A 21,485-nucleotide genomic window follows, 5' to 3' on the forward strand; every position below is an offset into this window, starting at 1 on the left:
GTTCACCTTTTCACCATTGAGTACCGCCCGGGCCCGGCCATGGTCCCGGGCGTGAGGATACACCGGACGCTGGCCGAGGGATGCATGGAGATTCTGCGCGGGGTTTTCGAGGGCGGCCGGGTGCTGGACCGTGAGCTGGAGCAAACCTTCCGCGCGAACCCGAAGTGGGGCAAACGCGACCGCGGCTTCATCGCGGAGACGGTTTTCGAAGTGACCCGCTGGCGGCGGGCCCTTGCCTTCGTGGTGGAAGGAGACTCGCTGGAGGCGCTGTGCGCGGCGCAATGGAACCGCGCCGGTCTAGAGATCCCGGACTGGTGGAGCTGGCAGGGCCGCCGGGTGCCGGAAATGACGGCACGCGAGGAGCTGCTGGGTTCCGAGCCGCGCGCGATCCATGAGTCGATGCCGGATTGGTTGGACGAGCGCTGCGCCCGGGAGATCGGCGGGGCGTGGGATGCGGAGCTTTCGGCGCTGAACCGTCGGGCTCCCGTCTTCCTGCGGGTGAACCGGCTTCGGCTGACGCCCGCCGAAGCGATCGGCTGGCTGGCGGATAACGGCGTGCAGGCCTCGCCGGTGGATGGCGCGCCGGACGCTCTGGTGCTGCCGGAGGGCAAGAGCTTGCCCAAGCCGCTGGCCGCAGAGGGGCTGGTAGAAATTCAGGATGCGGGCTCGCAGATGATTGCGCCCTTGCTCGAAGTAGAGCCGGGAATGCGGGTGATCGATGCCTGTGCCGGTGCTGGCGGCAAGACCCTGCACCTCGCCGCGCTGATGCAGGGCAGGGGAGAGATCGTGGGGATGGATCTATCCGCGGCGAAGCTGAGCGAGCTTCGGCGTCGCGCCAGCCGAGCGGGGACCCGCATCATCCGCACCGACTCCTGGCGGGCGGATACCTTGAAGCGCTACGCCGGCTGGGCCGATCGGGTCTTGATTGATGCGCCCTGCTCCGGCTTGGGGACTTTGCGGCGCCAGCCAGACCTGAAGTGGCGGCTCAACGAGGCGACGATCGAGAAGACCCGCAGGGTGCAACGCAAACTGCTGGATCACTACACCGAGTTGCTGAAGCCGGGCGGGAAATTCGTCTATGCGACCTGCTCGGTGCTGCCCTCGGAGAACGAAGGGCAGCTGGAGTCGCTGGCCGAGCGAGACGGGAGATTCAAGGTGGAGGCGGAGATCAAGGTCTCGCCCTCGGCCACGGGGTGGGACGGGTTCTATGCGGCGCGGCTGGCCTTGTAGCGAATGGCGCAGCCAGTCCGCTACGAGAGGGTCGCTCACAAATCCACCAGCCCGATCTGCTCCGGCGGCGGGCGCTTGCCGCGGACGACCTTCACCGGGGTGCCGACCTTGGCCACGGCGTAGAGCTCCGGGACGAAGTCCTTCGGCAGGCGGATGCAGCCGTGGGAGGCGGCCTCGCCGGGAAGCGGGATCTCGCCGGCGTGCAGGCCCACGCCGTAGTTGGTGATCCGCATCCAGTAGTGCATCGGCGCAGGATGGTAGAACTCACCCTCGGGCACCGGGGTGGTGGGGCGGGCGTCGCCGTTGGTCACATTGCCTGCGGCATCGGCGATCCAGCCGTAGCGGTTGGATTCCTTGAGCTCCATCTTCTCGGTGATGGTGTAGTTGCCGGGCGGGGTGGAGTGACCTTCCTTGCCAGTCGAGACGAAGGACCAGCCGATCGGGCGGTCGCCCCGCTTGTAGATGGCGAGTTGCCGGCCGAGGTCGATCTCCACCGAGACTTCGCCGGGGCCGCCGTCATCGTGCCAGTCTGAAAGGACGGTGGTAGCCTTGGGCGGCGGTTGCGGCTTGAAGTAAGCGCAGGAGGGTAGGGCTATCGCGAGGAGGGCAGCGCAGGCGAATCGGGTCATGGAGAGGCGGGCGGCGGGGTGAGTGCGTGGACGCCCGGATCGTGCCACTAGTTAGTGCTGCTTTTCCAGCTTTTTTCGATCATCGCGAAACCGCTGGGGTCGAATTCCTTGAGCTCCGCGCGGTCGAAGGGCTGGAAGTCATTCCGGCCGAAGTAGGCCTCGCTACACTCGGCGAAGTATTCCATCGCGTTGTTCATGCCGTAGTGGCGCTGCTCCTTGGCACCCGTGCGGCGCACCTTCTCATACTTGTCGCTGGCCTGGGCCTGCTGGAATGCGGCAAGGACCTCGGGGTTGTCGTAGCCCTGCGGCAGGGAGCGGTGATGCCAGGCGTGGGACAGCTCGTGGAGGATCATGGACGGCTGGGTGCCGGACCAGTCGAGGAAGTTGTCGACGTTCTGGATCTCGATCGAACGAGCCATTTCAATCACTCGTTTGTTCTCCCGGAGCCAGTCCAGAGAGGGGTGATAGCAGGCACCGGTCGAGGAGCTCCGGCTCAGCCAAAGGGGGACTTGCTTGAGCTGGGGGAGGGCGGCGGCTGGCACCGCTGCTTCCACGTCGGCGAGCTTCTGGTCGAGCAGGTCAAGAGCTGCCTGACGGCGAGGATAGTCAGCCAGCGACTTCTCGATCCGAACCTGCCAGCCCCGGATGCTGCGGGCTGGCTCGTAATCGTCGGCGCTCAACTCGGCGGCGTTCGCGGAGTGGTAGGAGGAGGCCGCGAGAACGATCGCGGCCAACAGGGCTGAGAGGCGTGTGACGGTCACTTGGATTGGAAACGGCAGCCAGCAATCTTCCTTTCAAACGATTGCTCGATCGATGAATCCAAGCTTTAACCGGCTCTTAAGATTCGAGCGTGAGAGTTCATCTAATAAAACTATCATCAGTTCACTAGGTAGAGTTATTCACATCTTGTGAACAATTTGTGAAGCGATTGATTCAATGAATCGTTTGCGGCATTGCCAGTTGAGCGGAACTGTTGTTTCAATCAAACTTTTGCCGACGCAAGATTGACCAGCGGGGTCGGATTTCGAGAATCGATTCATGATCCGGCGGAACGTTCTTGGGTGCAGTCTTTTCCTCGCGGCAATCGCCATGGCTCCAGCCGCGGAGCGGGAATGGGTGAAGCTTTTCAACGGGGTGAATCTCGATGGCTGGACGCCGAAGATCACCGGACACCCGGCGGGTGAGAATGCCTTAAACACTTTCCGGGTGGAGGATGGGATGATCAAAGTCTCCTACGCCGACTACCCGAAGTTCGAGGGCCAGTACGGCCACCTCTATTCGAACTTGGTCTACTCTCACTACATCCTGCGGATGGAATACCGCTTCGAGGGCAAGATGATGGCCGATGCCCCGAGCTACGTGAACCTGAATAGTGGGGTCATGTATCACTCTCAGTCCCCCCTAAGCATGGGTTTGAAGCAATCGTTTCCGGTCAGCCTCGAGTTCCAATTTTTGGCGGACGAAGGGAAGGGCAAGCGCTCGACCGCGAACGTCTGTACCCCGGGGACCAATCTGGAGATCGATGGCAAGCTAGTGACTCAGCACATCGTGGAGTCGACCGCGCCGACCTTTCCGGCTGGCGAATGGGTGAAGATCGAGCTGGAGGTCCATGGCGACGAGCAGGTGATCCACCGGGTGAATGGCAAGGAGGTGCTGCACTACCAGAAGCCTCAGCTCGACCCCGAGGGCCGGATCGAGGCGACCAAGCAGCTTTACGCTGCCGGTGCGGAGACACCGCTGCGCTTCGGTCACATCGCGCTGCAGGCAGAGGGGCAGGGGGTCTGGTTCCGGAATATCGAGCTCAAGCCGCTGGATGACTGAGCGGAGCGGGTCCGGCGGCGGCGTGACTCACTTCACGCGCGCTTGAGTCTTTTTCGTGAGCCCCGCCTGACCGCGTTCCTTGCAGTCCGGGCAGAACTCGCCGTTCTCCTCATCCACGGTGGCGATGCTCGATTCGGCATCACGCATCACGCAGCCGGCTTGCGGGCAGTGGGGAAGGCCGGCGACGTGGCCGACTTCGTGGATGGCGACCTTGCGCAGACGCTCGCGGAGCTTCGCTTCATCGGCCCCGCGGGCGGAGAGGCGGAAGGTGGATACCACGCAGGCCCGGCCGACGAGATCGCCGAGGCCGAAGATGCCCCAGTCCTCGTGTTCATCCTTGGTGGTGGAGATGTCCTTCTCGGTGATACCGATGACGACGGTGTGGGCGGCAGGTGCCTTTGCGTCGAGGTGGGTGAGGAGCTTCTCCGCGCGATAGCGTTCGCGGGGTTCATACCAAGCCTCCTTAGGCAGGGGCAGGGCGGGGAGGAGTTCGACACCGAGGCCGAAGGATTTTTCGAGACCGGTCTTCACGGTCGCGAGCCGCTCCGCGCTGACCTTGCCGAGGGGCTGGATGGCGATCGGGGCGGCCTTCGGCTGGGGGGGGCTCTTCGCCGCGGGTGATGCCGGCGAGAAGGAGTAGGGTGGTGCAGGCAAGGGACTTCATGGGATGAGAGCCTCGCGCCAAGGGTGTGGGCGCATCAATGGGAATCGGCGGCCAGGAGCTTTCTTGAAAAATCCGCCGCCAAGCTGTCCGCTACGGTCCCGATCCGGACATTTTCCTTATGATGCAGGATTCCGGTAGATCCGATCCCGAGTTGCTCGCCGAGTGGCTGGCCAGCGGCAGTGAGCCCGCCTTCCACGCGCTGGTGGAGCGCTATGCCGGGCTGGTGCTGATGACTGCCAAGCGGATCTGCGGCGATGACTCGATGGCTGCCGAAGCCTCTCAGCTCACCTTTATCCTGCTCGCCCGCAAGGCGAAGTCCCTGACGGCTTGCGATTCGCTTGGTGGCTGGATTCACCGCGCCACCCGGATGAATTGCCAGAATCTGCTCCGCTCGCATCGCCGGGAAGACCGCAAACGCCTCCACCTCAAGGTTGCCATGGAACCATCTGTCCCTCCCGTTGCCGCTGCCGAGCCCGCCGGGATCTGGGCGGAGATGCAGCCCGTGCTCGATGAGGCGCTGGCCGCTCTTTCCGACCGCGACCGCGAGGCTCTGCTGCTGCGCTTCTACCGCTCGCTCAGCATTCGCGAAATCGCGCAGACCCTGGGGATCGCGGTGGATGCCGCGCAGAAGCGGCTCGATCGCGCCAGCGGACGGCTGCGCGGCCAGCTTGCGCAGCGCGGTTGCCAAGCGGGCGGGACCCTGGCGGCAGCGATGCTCTTGGGTTTCGCTGCGGATGTGAAAGCCGCGGCTCCCGCCGTCTCGCTCATGACTTCGAAGGCCTTGGCGGCGGCTGCCCTTGGGGGCGGTGCGGTCGCCACGACTGTCGCCAGCACCTCTGTCCTTACCACCGCCGCCATGAAAACGACCACGGTCCTCGTGCCTGCTATTGCCGCCGTCCTGGCCACGACTTGGATTGCCATCCAGCACCATTCCATCGTCGGCTTGGAGGAGCAGAAGACCCGGCTGGAGAAGCAGGTGTCCGTTTACTCAGCGTCTGCTGCGTCGCCCGGTGCCGCCTCGGCCCGTTCGCGCCCTTCTCCTAGCAATTCAGGTGCCGCCGCGCGCAATGCGGAGGAGGACTGGCAGAACTTGCCACCGGGACCACAACGGACTGCGGCGGTGGAGGCTCGCTCGAAGGAAATCCTCTTCGAGAAGAATCCCTCGAAGCGCCTGCGGCTCTTCTCGCGTTTCATCAGCCATTTCGAGACCGATGACTTCGAGGCGATTGCCGCGAGTTTCGCGGGGCATGATCAGGAGGGCCGGCTCTTCCCGCGCGAATACGATCTCTTCCTCTCTACCGCCGCGATGCTGGGCGGGGAGGCCGCGATGAACAAAATCTACCCGCCGGGCGACCAGCTCAACCGGCCGCCCTTCGATGCCCAGCATTCGGCGATGATGGCTTGGGCGGTGGAGGATCCGCAGGCGGCGGCCGAGTGGTGGAACCGCCTGCCGGAAAGCGTGGTGAAGACCGAGCTTTCGCGCTCGCTGATCGGTGGGATCGCCAGCGCTGACATCGGCTATGCGTGGGAGTGTTTGCACCAGTTTCCGGAGGGCCAGCGAGCAGGTTTCATGGCCACGCTCGTACAGCAGCAAGTCGCCGATCAGGGCGCGGAAGCGGCGGCGCAGTGGATGGATGGCCTGCAAGCTCCGGCCGGATCCAGCTCGGATCTTGGCGCTCTCAAGCAGCAAGGTTTCGGCACGCTGATGGGGACCTTGGTCAATCTGACACCGGAGAAGAAATCCGCGTTTATCGACCGCTTCATCGATGAGCCGTGGATGCAGCAGTCCGGATTCCCGGCCTCCATGGCTGGAGAATGGGCTACATGGAATGGCGACGAGGCCGTGGCTTGGGCGGATCATCTGCCGGAGGGGCCGCGCATGAGTGGCATTCTCACGGCGCTCTCGGTCTGGCACGGGAAGAAGCCCGAGGAGTATGAGGCGTGGAAGTCCACCCATGCAGAGGATCCGGTGTTCCGGGAGCCGATCGGCGCCTTTGAGGGCCTCTTGCGTACCCAAGCGGCGAAAGAGCAATGAAGGCAGGCGGTTAGCTACGACGAATAACTTTGCTGGAGATAACGCGCGTCGGCCTTGTGCCGGATAGATCCTCCACCAGCGAGAAACAGCCGTCGTTTCGCCCTTAAGGGGTTTTGGTGTGAGACGACGGCGGACTGAGCGGGCGGCAGCCGATGGGGGTAGAGAACCCATATCCCGGCGGCTGCCGCTCCTGGTCTCAGGGATGCCTTTTCTGTCCTCAGCCGGGGCTGGGTAATGAGAAGTCGAATACGACCACCCGCTCGAGGCAGGGCACCACGATCTCCTTCACTCGCTCGTGTTCGGGGTGCGGCAGATAGGCATCGCGCTGTGCGGCACTTTCAAAACTCATGATGAAGCCGTGGGTGAAGCCGTCGTTCAGGCCCTCCGAGCTCTGGTAGGGCCCCTGCTCCATGGCTAACAAACCGGGAATTTTGCCGACCATGCCTTGCATCTCCGCGAAGCAGGTCTCGATCTGCAGTGGGGAAATGCCCGCCTTGAATTGAAATACGCCGAAGTGTCTGACCATGTCCGATGCTGGTGGAAGTTGAGTTCTTCTCAGTGGATGCCTGCCGGCGCCGTCATCGTGCTACGCTTGCCGGGCGAGTGCTTGCGCTTCACCGGGATAGCCTTGAACTCGCGCGTCAGATTGGTGAGCGATTGCTCCACCGCCATACGCTCCAGCGAGGAGGCTCCGACGAAGCCGACGGTGTCGGTGTGTTCGTTGATGTAGGCGGCATCTTCCGGCGTGTTGATCGGGCCACCGTGGCTTAGGTATATGATGTCGTCGCGCACGCTGCGCCCGGCATCGATGATGAGCTGAGTGCGCTTCGCTGCCTCAGGCAGGGACATGGTGGCATCCACCACCCCCACGGAGCCGCCGATGGTCGTGCCCGCGTGGGCGATGATCACGTCGGCACCGGCTTCGGCCATCGCCTTCGCTTCTTCCGGCGCATCCACATACACGATGCTGAAGAGGTCCATCTTCCGGGCGAGGGCGACCATCTCGAACTCCTTCTTCACGCTCATGCCCGTTTCTTCCAGGATCTGGCGGAATTTACCGTCGATGATGCAGTGGGTGGGGAAGTTGTTTACCCCGCTGAAGCCCATGTCCTTCACCTTGCCAAGCCAGTGCCACATGCGGCGGCGCGGGTCAGTGGCATGCACGCCGCAGATCACTGGAACCTCCTCGACTATTGGGAGCACTTCGTATTCGCCGATCTCCATGGCCACAGCATTAGCGTCGCCATAGGCCATCAGGCCGGCTGTCGAACCGTGGCCGGCCATTCGGAAGCGGCCCGAGTTGTAGATGATGATCAGGTCGGCTCCGCCCTTCTCGATGAACTTTGCGCTGATGCCGGTGCCCGCCCCGGCGGCGATGATCGGCAGTCCTTTCGAGAGGGTGTCGTGGAGACGCTCCAGGACTTCACTGCGGGTGTAGGGATTTCCTTTTCCGGTCCAAGGATTTGGCATGGTGGATTCTAGGACGCAGGCGGGACCAGCGGTCTAGCATGGCGACCCCACATGCATCTATCACAGACCCACCCTGCGGTAGATGAAGGCTCGACGGCTGCGATTGCAGGAAATAGCCTGACGGACATTCGTTCTATGCTGGCTTCGCGCACGAGTCCCCAGGATCGCCAAGTGTTGGGAAGTGGCACCGCTTACAAGGTGGTTCGTGCTGACCCTGCGGATACCCGTGACTGGCTGCAGAAGGGGCATGCTTGCCCCTTGCTGACCCAGCATCACATCTCGCACGCAGGAATCATGGAAGCGGTGCCGCCCTTCGAGGTGCTGCGCACCAACCAGAGCGGTACCTTCATGATCGCTTGCTTTGAGGGGGAGGGTGTGGTGCTCGCCGATGGCCAGTGGCGGAAGGTCCGCGCGGGCCAAGCCTGCCTGCAACCGCCCTTTGTGATGAACTCGCTGAAGTGCCAGCCGGGCCGCCCGTGGAAGTTCGCCTGGGTGCGCTATCATGAATCGCGCGAGGCACGGCCGATCGTGTCCACGATCTCGCCAGTCATGGGAGCTTTCGACCCCTCGCCGTTGAAGGCTGCGATCGAGGGGCTGTATGCCGAGGCCGGTTCACTGCGGGGAGTCTCCGCGCTGCACCACTGGAGCGAGTTGGTCCATCATTATGTCCTGCGTTTTGCTCAACCGCACCAGGCCGATGACCGCCTATGGCGCGTCTGGCAATGCGCGGAGGCTGATCTTGCGAAATCGTGGACACTCACGGAGCTCGCGGGGATCGCTTGTATGAGCGAGGAGCACCTGCGCCGCGTCTGCCGCAAGGAGCTCGGCCGCAGCCCGATGCAGCACCTTACTTTCCTGCGACTCCAGCGTGCGCGGCATCTGCTTTCGATCACCGACGACAAGGTTGAGTTCATCGCCCATGCCGTCGGTTTCGAGAGTGCCTTCACCTTCTCGAATACTTTCAAGAAGTGGATCGGCTGGCGGCCTTCCGAGCATCGCAAGGCGCTGGGGATGCCGGGTTTTCCGCAGGCGGAGGCCTGAGACGGATGGAAGAGCCCACGCGCGGATATTTCAGCCCCACATGGCGTTGGAAATCCAGTCGGAGCTGCGTAGAAGCTTCCATGCACCGCTTTGCCTTGCTCGCCCTGATCTGCACCGCCACCGCCGAGCCGCTTCCCGACAAGGGGCTGGTCATTGATCTGAACGCGGCCAAGGGCCTCAAGGTGGAAGACGGTGACAAGGTGGTCGCCTGGACCAATCAAGCGGCGGTCGCTCCCACCGCGAAGGAATTCGTCAAACGCGACGAGGGTCGCAAGGAACCCGGCTCCGGCCGGCCCAGCCTGCTCGGCTTGAACGGCAAGCCGACCGTTGACTTCCGGCAGCAGGAGTTGGTGTGCCTGGACGAGGATGCCTTCGATGGTCTCAGTAGCGGCAAGGGTCATACTTGGATCGCCGTGCTGGCCGTGCACGAGCAGCGCGAGGGGCTCAAGGATGTGAACTCCTTCTTCGGCAATCTCAGGAACGGCGAGAAGTATGAGGGGATCTGGGGCTGCCTCAACGACGACAACACGCCATGGTGGGGGGCACGCAACGGCATCACCTTCGGGCGCTTCGATGAGAACAATCCCAAGCTTGAAGGGCCCAAGCTCGAGGTCGGCAAGTTCCATGTACTGGCCGGCCGCATGGCGGCGGGCACCGGCACGGTGGGCCTGGAGTTTTTCGTCAATGGTGACAAGCCGGCCGCGACGGCGAAGGTCCCGGTGAATGTCACCGCTAATCCCTCGCGCATGGCGGTGGGCCAGGAGCGCGATGCCATCAATCACCCTGGAGTGGAGTCCTTCGATGGACAGATCGCGCGCTTCCTGATCTGGGAGCGGCCGCTGAGCGATCAGGAACTGGCGTCTGCCATCGCGGCGCTTCAAAAGGACTACCTGAAGGTGGAGTGAGCGGATGCGCTCAAGCATGCTGTCTCCTGCGGCGCAAGAGCAGCAGCACGCCCGCTGCGCCCAGCAGCGTGCAACCCGGTTCCGGGACGATCGTCGCTCGGCCGGTGCCGGCATCGAAGGAGGCCGTCTGTCCCGCGCCGAGGCCACACATCGTCATGTCGGATCTCCACAAGCCTGCGGGCGACTGCGTGGGTATTGGCGCAAAACAAAACCGCATCTCCGGGTCCCATGCCACGGAGATGCGGCTGTGTGATATCCGCGGCTGTCTCCCGACCTCGACGGAGACCCGCGGAACTTGTTACGGCGCGACTTCGGCTTCAGCCTTTGCCTGAAGGAAGCCCTTGGTGCTGGCACTTACGGGCGCAGTGAGGCGGAAGCTATGATAGCTGAAGCCCGCTGGTGGCGAGGCTGGCAAACCCGTGGTCACAGCGGTGATCTCTTCAATGGCACTTCCCGGCCAAGTAAGATCGGTGGAGCCGCGCACGGTGTAGTTCACGCCATCGACAGTGGCGCTCATCGGTCCCGTGCCGGTGAAGCTCGCACCATCGCGACAGGCGATCGTTAGCGTTAGCTGTCGTTCGCTGCCAGCGCTCTCCAGGGCGAAGCGGCGGAGACCGGCATCCGTGGCGCTCGCTGGATTTCCGGCGAAGGCGAACTCCTCAAAATTGGAGAGACCGTCGTGATCGGGATCTGCGTCACGCGTCTTGTCCGGTGCAAGCAGGGAAGGGTAGTTTGTGCTTATCCAATCGGCGAAGACATCCACCACCGGATCGCCGCTGACGAGCAGGGTGCCGCTGCCGGTGATGAAGGGCGTGGCGATCACGGGGGCTGCCGACCCGAGCGCGCCATATTCACCCGCGGCCATGCCGGTGCCGGCCAGCGAGAGCTGATCGATCACGGCGATGCCCTCGAAGTCGAGGTTGAGGATGGCGCCCTCTGATACCGCGACGTCCGCGATGGAGGAGAGGTAGGGCTCACGGAGTGAGAGGACTCCTTGATTCACCGAGGTGTCGCCGGTGTAGGTATTCGGGCGGGTGAGGACCAATGTGCCAGGTCCCTCCTTGATCAAGCCGGTGCGGAGCGCCGCGTAGCTGGCGTTTGCGGAATTCTTCAGCTTCGCGGAGATGGTCAGGTCGGCATTGCTGTTAGAAGTCGCGTCGCCCACGTCCACCACAAGATCCGCGCCGCGACCGCCGCCGAGGTCCGTCGTGCCGCCGATGTTGATGGCACCATTTGTGCCTTCAAGTTCGTCGGTGATCTTGGAAGGGGTTGTGCCAGTGACAGTCAGGCTCTCCTTGATCCCATAGGCTTGGAAGGTGCCGGTCAGTGCTGACAGGCTGTTCGTCACGGCAAGCTCGCCGCCGGACAGAGTCACGCTACGGAGGGAATTGAAGCCCGTATTGCCGGCCCCGTTGGTCACGCGGGCTCCGACCCCGATCACCATGTCCTGTTGCGAATTCACATGGTTGCCGAACGCATCGTTGCGCGCGAGGTCGAGGAATCCTTGAGCAACGGTGAATGTGCCGATGGTCCCTGCATTGCCGCCTGAGATTTGCCAAGTGCCGCGGCCGGTCTTGGCCACGGTGCCTGTGGAAGCGGCCGAGCCACCCGTAGCGAGCAGGAAGAATTCATCCGTGACCTCGACTGTGGCTCCGAGCGGTCCCACGTTCAGAGGCTTCCCGATGGCATCCACGGATCCCTCGGCGCGCAAGACTCCGCCGTCGAGACGCAAGGCGCCGCTGCCGAGTGGTCCGGCTTGGTCGATGACGAGGGTGCTGTTGCCGTTGATCTGGGTTCCACCGCTGTGGGTGTTTAAACTTGGCAGTGTCACGCTGCCCCCACCGGTGATGACCAAGCTGCCGCTGCCGTCTACCAAATTGAGGAAACTTGCGCTGCCGCTCCGGTTGAGCACGAGTTGCCCGGCGCTGACGACGACATTGCCCGTGAAGGCGCTTGTGTCTCCCGCAAGGATAAGATCGCCGCCGCCATTCTTGGTGATGGTCTGCGGGCCGCCGCTTTCGGTCAGGCTGCCCTTCAAGGTAATCCCGGAACCCATGGCGGCATTGACCTCCAAGGGCGAGGCGAGGACAATCCCACCGAGGAAGGTGAGGGCATTCTGATTGGCTCCGGTGCTCGCCAAGGAAGCGGACACAAGCGAGGTGCTGAAGGTGATCGGGTTGGCCGCGCCCAGTGTGAAAGGCTTGTCGCCGCTAACCTCAAGTGAGCCCAGCGTGACCGGAAGATTCGTTGCAATAGTGGCTGCTGTGGCGGTGGTGAGGGTGCTGGCGGACAGTCGCACGACCTTGTCCACGCCGTTCGGGACCGTGGCTGGATTCCAACTGCCGGCGCTGCCCCAAGCCCCGTCTCCGTCCACTGCCCACTGCGGCGGCGTGGGCACTGAGATGATACTCCGCGGATCACTGCCACCGGCAGCCTCGGCAGCATTTGAAAAGCCATCGCCATCGGCATCGGCGGCCCCATCGGAGCTGTCCGCGGGATTGAATTGATAGGCGAACTCCCACCAGTTCGGCATCCCGTCGTGGTCGTTGTCGAGCAGGCCATCGGCCGTCGGTGCTACCGCCTCGAATAGGACACCGTTGACGATCGGGTTGGCGCCTGAGGAACTATCGATGGTGTCCATCACCAGGGCCCCGGCGCTATTGGGAACCACGGAGTCGAAATGGTGGAAGCGTCCCGATGCCACCGCCGTCGAGCGGGTGATGGCGGAAGCAGGGTAGGTGACTGATCCGATGATCGTGATGGTGTCAATCGGGCCTCCCGTTGCGGCGGATACGGCGTCGACCTTATAGCTGAGCCAGGGATTGAGCCCATCTACGGTGAGCTTGAAAGGAGTGCCATCGCCGAGACTGAAGTTGCCAGCGATGTCGGTAGTGACGCTATCCACAAACTCCGGCGGGGCCTTGGGGTTCGGGGCGATGTTGGTGGTGTTCGACTGCAAGCCCACCCAGTTGTTGGTGCCGTCGTTGTTGAAGAACTGTCCGTTCGCCACGGTCATGACGACGCCGTCGGAGACGCTGCCGTCCAGGTGGATGACCGTTCCCGCGGCCTTGGTGCCCACGGCGGTGAAGTTGTTCCAGTTCGCCGTAAGCGTCGGCCCGTAGTCCACGCCGAGTTTCTTTCCGGGGAGGAGCGGGGCGGCACCAAGCGTGGTGATGCAGGATAGGGAGCAGAATGCAGTGAGGCGCAAGGATGGAGGATTCATGGATTTTTTAGCAACGGGTCACCAAGAACTACTCATCTCGTAGTAAAAGGTCCATTGGCCCACCCCACATGCACCTATCCCGAAACGGCATTATGGCTCATGATGAGTCCATGAAACAAGAAGGCCTCTTCCCTCGGGTGGAAGAGGCCATGGCGTGTTCGCTTGGAAGCCCTGATCTACTCGTCCATCGCCAGTCGCATGAAAAGGCGGTTGGCAGGGACTATGGCCGGCGGTGCGGCGAAGCGCAGCAGGGTCTTGCCAGCCTGTTCGGAGATGGCTTCCGGGGCCAGGCCGGTGGGTTGCCATTGCTGGCAATCGGGCGAGTGCTCGGCGTGGAGGGCGAGGATCGCAGCAGCAGCGGTATCCACTTCGGCATCGAGGTAGAAGGCACCACCGGGGAGGAGGGGCGTGCGTCCGGAGATGAGGGGGTCGCCGCCGAAGAGCATCTCGAAAGCATTGGCGATGCCATCGTGATCGGGATCGCCATTGAAGCCTCCGGGGAAGGCGTGCGAATCGAGCCATGAACTTACCTTCTCCAGATTCGTGTCGGGAAGATTGATGACGTTCACCTGCACGGTGGTCTCGGCAAGCGTGCCGGCGGGATCGGTCGCGGTTACGGTGATGAGATGGATCGCCGCGTGCTCGTAGTCGGGACTGGCGGCGAGGGACAACTGGCCGCTGGTGGGGTGGATCACGAACATGCCGTCTCCGCCTTGGATGGCATAGGTCACCGGCTGGCCCTCCGGGTCGACGCCGCTGATCGTTCCGACCACCGTGCCAGCGGGGCTATTCTCATTCACCGAGAAGGGCCCCGCCGCGGTGAAGGCTGCCGGGCTGCTGCGGGATGCTCGGATCTGCATGCCCGCCCAGTTGCTCTCGCCGTAAGTCTGGCCGGCGGGAGCCTCGCGCGCCGAGCGGCCGAGGATCCGGCCTTGCGTGTCGGCAATGACGGAGCGGATGACGCAGGAATTGACCGCTGTGTCGGCAGCCGCGGTGAGATAGACCGGGCTCTCGTCGGCGAGGTTGCCATCGCCATTGAGATCGATCGTGAAGGCTGTGCCGCGGGCGGTGCTGGCATCGTAGCCGCTCTGCATCAGGAGGTCATACTGCCAGCCCGGTGTCAGGCCGGTGATTTCCCACTGGTGGTAGAGCGGGCCATTCACGCCGGCTTGATTCAGGAGCAGGAGATAGTCGCCAGTCAGGGGATTGCCCCCGGCGCGACCACTGTAGCCATAGACGCCTTGGCCGATCTCCGTGGCGGGGTCATCGTCCGTGAAGATGTGGAAGCGCACCGGCGTGGCTGTGCCGCCGGCATGCGTGGCGAGGTTCATCGTTGGGTTGGCGCTCATGGCGCTCGGGGCTCCGCTGTAGGCTTTCACCGCAAAGGCATTCCAGAACATGCCCCCTGAGGTTGCGGTGGCTGGTGTGGTGGTCTGTCCGGCGGCGGTATTGCTGCCGTCACCCTGGAAGTCGATATTCCAGAAGACCCGGCCGCTCTCCGGTGCGAGCAGGCTGGATTCCTGCGCAACCACATGGAAGCTCACGCTCAATTCCGTTGTGGCTGGTGTGCCATTGCCATCGCTGGCCCGCACTTGGAGCGTGTGATTCATGCCTGCTGTTAGAGTGCCGCTCACCCGGATCTCGCCGCTGAGCGAATCAATCGTGAAGGGAGCATTTCCTCCGCTCACTTGGTAGCTGACGCTTCCTCCTTCCGGATCACGCGCGACCACCGTGCCGACACGGCTGCCCTGAGGAAGCGAGGCAGGGAGGTAGTAGTCGCCGGGCGAGTGGAAGCGCGGTGCCGAATTGATGCCGCTGGTATTCACCTTCACCGCGATGCTCGTCGAACGTGGATTGGCCGCGAAGTCATCGCTGGCGACGACCTCAAAGCTGAGCACGGTAGCTCCAGCACCGGAGAGATCGCCCTTCACCGTGATAGCTCCGCTCAATGGATCGATCGCGAACAGGCTGCTCCCGCCCGCGATGGAGTAGTGGATCTTGTCACGGGGAGCATCGGGATCGCTGGCAATAACACTGCCCACTACGGTGCCTGATGGTGATGCGGGCTGAATCACGAAGATCGGTGATGCATTGGCAGAAACTGGCGCGCCATTGGCCTCGCCGAGGATCCAGTTGCGCAGCAATTCCACGCCACCTTGGTCGATGGCATTGGAGGCAATCGGTGGCATGCGGTTGAAGCCAGCGGTTCCCGCGATCCGCTGTAGCACGCTCGAATGTTCCGGAGCTCCCGGGCGGATGCGGCGCAGCAGGGGATCGGTCACCGTGATCTGACCACCGTCCGCCACATGGATGAGGTGTGTCGCATCAAGCGGCGTCGAGGCCCGAAGGTCCAGGCCTTGGGCATCCGCATGACAATAGGCGCAGTTCACCGCGAGGTAGGACCGCACCCGCTCCTCCAGGCTCGCACTTGTTTCATCGGCCCGGCGATGCCGAGGCAGTGAGGTGGGATTCGTTGGCAGGCCACTCAAATAGCCAGCCTCGGCCAGCAGCTGGAGGTAGTTGCCGCTGGCTCCGTGGAAGGGGATATCTCCGCGGTTCAATTGCCGGCTGTCGAAGCCAAGAATCTGCCCTGCATTCGCATTGTGGCAGGTGATGCACTGAGCGCGCGAGGGAATCTGCCAATGCTGCGTCACTTGTTGCTGGCCCATCGGCAAGGACGGATCGGTGACCGGGACATCGAAGCTATCACCACCATCGCCGACGAGCGTGGCCTCGGTGCCAGACTCGTTCCACTTGTAGGAGACGCCATACACCCCGCCGTCCTGCTCCTTCACGATGAAGCGCGTCTCCAGCCGGCGTTTGGTCGCAGGGTTGCCGCGCTCGGTCTCCAGATCGAAGTGCTTCACCCACACGCTGCCTGCGGGGCTTGCGAGCGGGCCCTCCGCGGCGTAGCTGAGCTGTCCACCTTCCGGCAGTGCGAACCAGCGCTGCTTGCGGGCGTGATCCGACCAGAAGGTGAGATTAGGCTCGTAAAAATGCAGGCCGGGGTTGGGCGTCAGACTCGCGAGATCCGCGAAGGCACCGGTGGCTGTCAGGGTGGCGGGGAAGGGGCTCCCCGAGGCGATGGATGCCTTCAGGCGGAAGACCTTGCCCATCTGCCCGCTGCCATCGAATAGCGCACCAGCTTCGCTGTTCCAGCTCAAGGCGAGGATATCGCCATTCGACGGATCGGTGGTGAAGCCCACCACGCCCGAAAGGCCGCCGATGCGCTGGACGCCCGGCTGCCCCGGACTCTGGCCGCGCTGCAGAGTCCAGACGTGCCCGCTCAGCCAATCGCCAAAGATGTATTTCCCCTGCAGGTCCGGATACTGGGGAGAGTTCACTACGAATCCGCCGGTGACGGAGGCTCCTTCGTAGGTCCCGCTGCCGCGCTGGTAGAACCACTCTGGTGCCCGCACCGTGGTGCCGACTGGGATCGTGCGATTGAACCGGTCACCTTCAAGGTGGTCCCACCCGCCATTGTCACCCTTGCGGAAGATGTTCACTTCTTCGCGGCTGGCGCTGCCGTCACTGCCGATGTCTCCCAGCCACAGCACCGGTTCGCCGCCGATGCTATCGAAGGTGAACTGCCAGGGATTGCGCACGCCGGTGATGAAGATCTCGGAGCGCACCGCATCCCATGCCTTTGCGCTGCCATTGTAGCTCACGGTCCCGCTGGTGGCTGCGTAGGGGTTATCCGCGGGGATCAAGTAGTGGGCAAGGCCGCCGGTCTTCGGAATCGCCAGCGAAGGATTGGTCGAGGCATTCGGCTCAATGTTGCCCGCCTTGCGATCCACATCGATGCGGATCACCGAGCTCCAGAACATATTGGTGATCGTCTGTGCATTTTCGCCGGGACGCCGCTCGTCTCCCGAGCCTACGTAAAGATAGCCATCCGGCCCGAAGCGGCAGCTATCCAGGTTGTGGTCCTGGCTGCGGCTGTCGACCTCGAAGAGAATTTGTTCGCTGCCGAGATCCACGCTGTCCAAACCCGCACCGGTCGCTGTGAAACGGGACAGGCGCACCGTGCCGACTGCTGAACTCGGAGTGGCCTCGTAGTTGTAGGTGACGTAGATGTAGGGTTTGCCCGACTGGAACTGCGGATGAAAAGCGAAGGACTTCACGCCCATCTCAGTGAAGAGATCCAATCGGCCGGTGAAATCCATGAAGACCTGCCGGGTGGCGGGAGTCGCCGCGATGTTCGGGATCTCCCAGATGATCCCGGTCCGCTCTGAGACGAAGAAGCGCTGGTTGTTCCCCGGGATGGTGCTCATCCAGGTGGGCGTGCCGAAATTGAAGGCACCGCGGCCAGCGAAGGCATCCTCCAGGACATAATCGGTCACCGGCGCGGCCGCGGGAAGCTTCAGCGAAGTCGCGGGCACAACACCCGTGGTGAAGTCGATGCTCACCGTGGCCGCTTGTGAGGTGCCGGAGGCGTCGTGGATGCGATAGCTGAAAGAGTCGCTGGCCGGTGTGCCTGTGAGGTGCTGGTAGAGGATGCTGCCATCGGCATTCACCGTTGCGGTCCCCGATGCCGGTGCCTGCACGATCTCCACCGAGGCCAGTGGCGCGATGACCACATCATTCGCCAGCACCTGCGCCCGCCACTTGCCGCCGTGATTCATTTTCACGCGATCCGGCACTGCGATGGCGCTGGTGGGCGAAGCAGTGCGGCGCAGCACCATGGCCGCGATGCTAGGGTCTCCGCCTAGGGTGGTCAGGCTGCCGCTCAGCGTGCCGCTGCCATCCACCGTGATCTCACGAACGGTGCCGGCAAAGGTCCCGGCATTCGCGTAGAAAGTGGCCCCGAAGGCTGGATGGATCGGCACCGTGGTGGTGCCGACCACCAAGCCGAAATCGCGAGGTGGATTGTGCTGGTCTGGATTCGCATAGGCCGTCAGCGAATAGGTCCCCGGCGGCAGATTCCGGAAGCTGAAGCCCAAGGTCGCGGTGGTGCGCCCCTGCGCGCCCCAGAACCAATGATCACCGAAGGAATGGTCCACGCCGCCGCGATCGAGGATCCGACCCACATTGAAGGCCGAGACCCCGCCCGAGATCTCCATGCGCACATCGGTGGCGTGGTCTGCTGCATCGCGTAGCGGGCCGAGCACCGGGTCGATCACCGCATTATGGTTGGTCGGCGGGTTCGCGAAGACGTCGTTGTTGGTTGCGGGAATCTCGAAGGCATTCCACTTGCTGCCGTAGCCGAAGTTGGCGGTGGAGGTCACGGGATTCGCCGAGCCGAGCCCACCTCCCGGACCGCCTTGGAAATCGATCTGCCAAGCCTGCTCCGCGCCGGAGTTGGAGCTAAGCTGTGCCGCGTTCGTTCCCGTCTCGAATTCAGTCAGATTGGTGTCACCGTCTTGATCGAAGTCACCCGCAGCCGTCTGGGCGAGGTTGCCGAAGGCGGACTGCTCCCAAGAGTCCGGCAAGCCATCCGCATCGCTATCGGCGCCGCTCGTTTGCCCGGCGGTGATCAGGATGCCGTTCACAATCGGGTTCTTGCCGGCCCCGCTGTCGGTCACGTCGATCACGAGTTTTCCCTGCGCATCCGGATAGACGTTCGTGAAGGTGTGGAAGAGTCCCTGCGATAGTGCGGTTGGCCGGGCGATTGCGAAGGGCCCGTAGGTCGCAGCACCGCTGAGGGTGAAGGTATCCGTCGGCGTGCCGGTGGCCGTGGCGACCAGGTCGAGCCGCAGGGCCAGCGCGGGATTCAGGCCGCTGATGGTGACACGGTAGGGCGTGTCGTCGGGCACCAGCGAGAAGTTGCCCGCGATGTCCGTGATGACACTGTCCACGAACTCCGGAGGGAGGGTGCCGCCATTGCTCGCCAGGCCCGCCCAGTTGTTCGTGCCGTCATTATTCACGAACTGGCTGTTCGCCGTGGCGATCGCCACCCCATCCAGCACCGTGCCGCCAAGATTCACCACCGCGCCGGCCGCGATGGTCTGGTTGTTGGTCGTGATGTTGTTCCAGTTCGCTGTCAGCGTTGGACCAAAGTCGATTCCCAGCTTCATCCCATTCGCAAGGGGAGCAGCAGACAGCGAGGATGCCGACAGGATGCCGAGAGCGAGGGCATGCGGAAGTTTGCGGGCGGATCTCATGTGAATGAGTTCACCGCTACCACGTTCGCCCGATCATCCCTACAGCGGGTAGCCCACCACCTTATATTGCGAAACCACACGGGTAAGATCGCTCCTTCGCGCCAGGCTTTGGCCTCCTTCCCGCTAACCCGGGCTCCGTCGTGGCGGCCTCATGACTTCACCGTGGACTGGCAGGATATCGTATCCTTAATCCCGTCAATATGGTCCGCGGCCTTCTGATCGAAGTAATGGATGAAAGTGATCGTGGAACTTAGCGGATTGAACTCCACCTCCAGCGATCCGCCGAGGAGGCTCGCGGCCTCCCTTGCCAAGGTTAGGCCGATACCGTGACGGCGGCTGTCGCTGCGGGAGCGATCGTTTTTCCAGTAGCGGTCGAATAGTTGCGGCAGGTCCTCTGCGGAAAGTCCGGCGGCGGCGTTACTGACCTTCAATAGACCTTGCTCCAGCTCGATCAAGCAGGTGCTGCCCGCCACCGCGTGATGGGTGACGTTGCCGATCAAGTTCGAGAAAATCAGTTCCATTATTACCGGGTCGCTCTCGCGCGTCACCGCTCCGCAGGCGCGGATCGTAAAGGTCACGTCGCGGACGACGGCAGCATCAGCATGGCGTTCGAGCGTGCGGTCTAGCAGCGCGTTGACGTCCACGCTTTCACCACCGGGCGCACTGCCCGCTTGTTCGGCCCGGGCCAGTTCCAGCAGGTGGATGGACAAGGACTCCATCCGCAGGACGATCGCCTGGGCTTCGCTCCAGCAGGCGGTCGCCTCGTGGATGCCGGCCGGTGGTGTCAGGAGGTTCACCTCAGCCAAGGCGCGGAGCTCGGCGATAGGCGTCCGGAGTTCGTGGGAGACATCGGCTGTGAAGCGCTTCTCCCGTTCGAAAACGCGCTCAAGTCTCGCCAACAATTCGTTCAGCCGGTCCACCACTGGCAAGAGTTCGGACGGAGTCCGGCCGGCATTCAGGCGGGTCGAAAGCGAGCGGCCGTCGATCTTTTCAATCTGCTCGACCAATTTGCCGAGTGGGGACAGCCCGCGCCGTATTCCCCACAGGAGCAGAACCGCCAATGCACCCAGGGTGATGACACCCATGATCAACGAAGCGTTCCCAATCTCCTGCAGCGTGTGATCGAGAGACCGGTTCTCGCGTCCGACCAGTAGCTTCACCGGGATGATTGATGCAGAATCCGATTTCTCACCATGTTCCTCGGAGTCAATGTCGACGATCAGCGAAACGCAGCGCATGCTGCGCCCGTCCGGCAAGGTCAGCTCGGAAAATGTGGGGATGTCTGAGGAGGAGGGCGGGATATCGAGGTGCATGTCCCCCAAGGAAGAGGAGCGCTGGATCTCGATACTGTCTGCCCGTTCCAGCAGGAAGATGGATGCTCCGCCGCGGTGGCCAAACTCGGGCATTTCCTCGGCCTGGCTCTCCACCCGGATTTTGCCATTTTCATTCTCGACCAAGGCCTCCAGCGAATGAGCTGTAACCAGCAGGCTGGTGTCAAACTCGGCTACGAGGGCCTTTTTCAAGCGCCATTGGAAGCTGGCGCCCGCGACGCCAAGAAGTAGCACGCCACCCAGCAAGAGACGGATCGTGAGTGCGGCTCTCAAGGATTTCATGGTGCCAGCACGTAGCCCAGCCCGCGCCGGGTTTGGATGAGGTCTCGCCCGATCTTCCGCCGCAGGCCGTAGACCGCGGTATCCACCACATTGCTCATCGGTTCCACCAGTTCGTCATAGATGCTTTCCTCGATTTCTGTTCGGGGGACGACCTGGCCGGCCCGTTGTGCCAGACATTCCAGCAGGCGCCACTCGCGGGCGGTGAGGTCGAGTTCCGCTCCCGAGTGCCTGGCGGTGCGGGCGGTGAGGTCGAGTTCGAGCGGGCCGATTGAAAGGACGGGCTTTTTGATGCCATGCGCGCGCCGGCCCAGGGCCACCACTCGGACCAGCAGCTCGTCCAGGGCGAAGGGCTTCACCAGATAGTCATCGGCCCCGGCGCGGAAGCCGGAAACCTTGTCTTCCAAGGTATCGCGCGCCGTCAGGAGTAGCACGTGCACGGGGTTCCCCTGCATGCGCAGCTCGGTCAGCATGCCCAGCCCGTCCAGCTCCGGCATCATCACATCCAGCACGATCACGTCGTAGGAATGCAAACCAGTCGCCGCCAGGCCCTCCATGCCGTTGGCAGCCAAGTCCACGGCGTGGCCATCGTGCTGCAGCGCCCGGCGCAGCGAACTGCGCAAGCTCTGGGAGTCTTCTACGACCAGCACTCGCATCGTTTCAGGTGGTCTTGATCTCGTTTGTTCTTACAGCGAAGCCATGCCCGAGGCAGTCCCGGGCATGGCGTAAGTTTCAGCGGATCGCCGAGTGTGA

General features: G+C 63.1%; 15 protein-coding genes. 5 read left to right on the forward strand and 10 right to left on the reverse strand.

What is annotated here, in order from left to right:
* The first annotated feature begins 84 nt into the window (after positions 1–84).
* Complete coding sequence (locus BV071_RS00110) at positions 85–1,230, forward strand: RsmB/NOP family class I SAM-dependent RNA methyltransferase (RefSeq protein WP_052572672.1); 1,146 nt, start codon at positions 85–87, stop codon at positions 1,228–1,230.
* A gap of 35 nt (positions 1,231–1,265) precedes the next feature.
* Here BV071_RS00110 and BV071_RS32190 read toward each other — a convergent pair whose 3' ends face one another.
* Both BV071_RS32190 and BV071_RS00120 read right to left on the reverse strand, forming a co-directional pair.
* On the reverse strand, positions 1,266–1,859 hold the full coding sequence (locus BV071_RS32190; RefSeq protein ID WP_052572673.1) for a L,D-transpeptidase: 594 nt from the start codon (positions 1,857–1,859) through the stop codon (positions 1,266–1,268).
* A gap of 47 nt (positions 1,860–1,906) precedes the next feature.
* Complete coding sequence (locus tag BV071_RS00120; RefSeq protein WP_035600467.1) at positions 1,907–2,620, reverse strand: hypothetical protein; 714 nt, start codon at positions 2,618–2,620, stop codon at positions 1,907–1,909.
* Between the two features lie 328 nt (positions 2,621–2,948).
* Between BV071_RS00120 and BV071_RS00125 the strand changes: the two genes are divergently transcribed.
* Positions 2,949–3,680 carry a DUF1080 domain-containing protein gene (locus BV071_RS00125; RefSeq protein ID WP_265593876.1) on the forward strand — a complete coding sequence of 244 codons (732 nt, stop codon included), beginning with the start codon at positions 2,949–2,951 and terminating at the stop codon, positions 3,678–3,680.
* Positions 3,681–3,707: 27 nt separating this feature from the next.
* Here BV071_RS00125 and BV071_RS00130 read toward each other — a convergent pair whose 3' ends face one another.
* Positions 3,708–4,334 (reverse strand): archaemetzincin, encoded by a 627-nt coding sequence (locus tag BV071_RS00130; RefSeq protein WP_052572674.1) that lies wholly within the window; start codon positions 4,332–4,334, stop codon positions 3,708–3,710.
* A gap of 128 nt (positions 4,335–4,462) precedes the next feature.
* On the opposite strand from BV071_RS00130, the gene BV071_RS00135 reads away from it, so the two are divergent.
* The gene (locus BV071_RS00135; protein WP_035600472.1) at positions 4,463–6,379 is read left to right on the forward strand and encodes an RNA polymerase sigma factor; all 1,917 of its coding nucleotides are present in this window, start codon (positions 4,463–4,465) and stop codon (positions 6,377–6,379) included.
* A gap of 217 nt (positions 6,380–6,596) precedes the next feature.
* Here BV071_RS00135 and BV071_RS00140 read toward each other — a convergent pair whose 3' ends face one another.
* Together BV071_RS00140 and BV071_RS00145 are read right to left on the reverse strand one after the other, a co-directional pair.
* Positions 6,597–6,905 (reverse strand): Dabb family protein, encoded by a 309-nt coding sequence (locus BV071_RS00140; RefSeq protein ID WP_035600475.1) that lies wholly within the window; start codon positions 6,903–6,905, stop codon positions 6,597–6,599.
* Positions 6,906–6,934: 29 nt separating this feature from the next.
* Positions 6,935–7,849, reverse strand: a complete 915-nt coding sequence (locus BV071_RS00145) for a phosphoenolpyruvate hydrolase family protein (protein ID WP_035600479.1) — start codon at positions 7,847–7,849, stop codon at positions 6,935–6,937.
* A gap of 51 nt (positions 7,850–7,900) precedes the next feature.
* Between BV071_RS00145 and BV071_RS00150 the strand changes: the two genes are divergently transcribed.
* Both BV071_RS00150 and BV071_RS00155 read left to right on the forward strand, forming a co-directional pair.
* On the forward strand, positions 7,901–8,890 hold the full coding sequence (locus BV071_RS00150; protein ID WP_265593877.1) for an AraC family transcriptional regulator: 990 nt from the start codon (positions 7,901–7,903) through the stop codon (positions 8,888–8,890).
* Positions 8,891–8,970: 80 nt separating this feature from the next.
* Entirely contained in the window at positions 8,971–9,795 is an 825-nt protein-coding gene (locus BV071_RS00155; protein ID WP_035600482.1) for a LamG-like jellyroll fold domain-containing protein, read from the forward strand.
* A gap of 10 nt (positions 9,796–9,805) precedes the next feature.
* Here BV071_RS00155 and BV071_RS35025 read toward each other — a convergent pair whose 3' ends face one another.
* From BV071_RS35025 to BV071_RS00175, 5 genes are all read right to left on the reverse strand, one after another.
* Positions 9,806–9,952 carry a hypothetical protein gene (locus tag BV071_RS35025; RefSeq protein ID WP_265593878.1) on the reverse strand — a complete coding sequence of 49 codons (147 nt, stop codon included), beginning with the start codon at positions 9,950–9,952 and terminating at the stop codon, positions 9,806–9,808.
* A 141-nt stretch (positions 9,953–10,093) separates the two neighbouring features.
* Entirely contained in the window at positions 10,094–13,018 is a 2,925-nt protein-coding gene (locus BV071_RS00160; RefSeq protein ID WP_035600484.1) for an autotransporter-associated beta strand repeat-containing protein, read from the reverse strand.
* A gap of 176 nt (positions 13,019–13,194) precedes the next feature.
* On the reverse strand, positions 13,195–19,122 hold the full coding sequence (locus BV071_RS00165) for a cadherin domain-containing protein (RefSeq protein WP_081885677.1): 5,928 nt from the start codon (positions 19,120–19,122) through the stop codon (positions 13,195–13,197).
* A 149-nt stretch (positions 19,123–19,271) separates the two neighbouring features.
* Positions 19,272–20,735, reverse strand: a complete 1,464-nt coding sequence (locus tag BV071_RS00170; protein WP_035600488.1) for an ATP-binding protein — start codon at positions 20,733–20,735, stop codon at positions 19,272–19,274.
* The gene (locus BV071_RS00175; protein WP_035600491.1) at positions 20,732–21,388 is read right to left on the reverse strand and encodes a response regulator transcription factor; all 657 of its coding nucleotides are present in this window, start codon (positions 21,386–21,388) and stop codon (positions 20,732–20,734) included. The genes BV071_RS00170 and BV071_RS00175 overlap by 4 nt, the downstream gene beginning before the upstream one ends.
* Between the last annotated feature and the right edge of the window lie 97 nt (positions 21,389–21,485).

Source organism: Haloferula sp. BvORR071 (genome assembly GCF_000739615.1).
Taxonomy (GTDB): domain Bacteria; phylum Verrucomicrobiota; class Verrucomicrobiia; order Verrucomicrobiales; family Akkermansiaceae; genus Haloferula.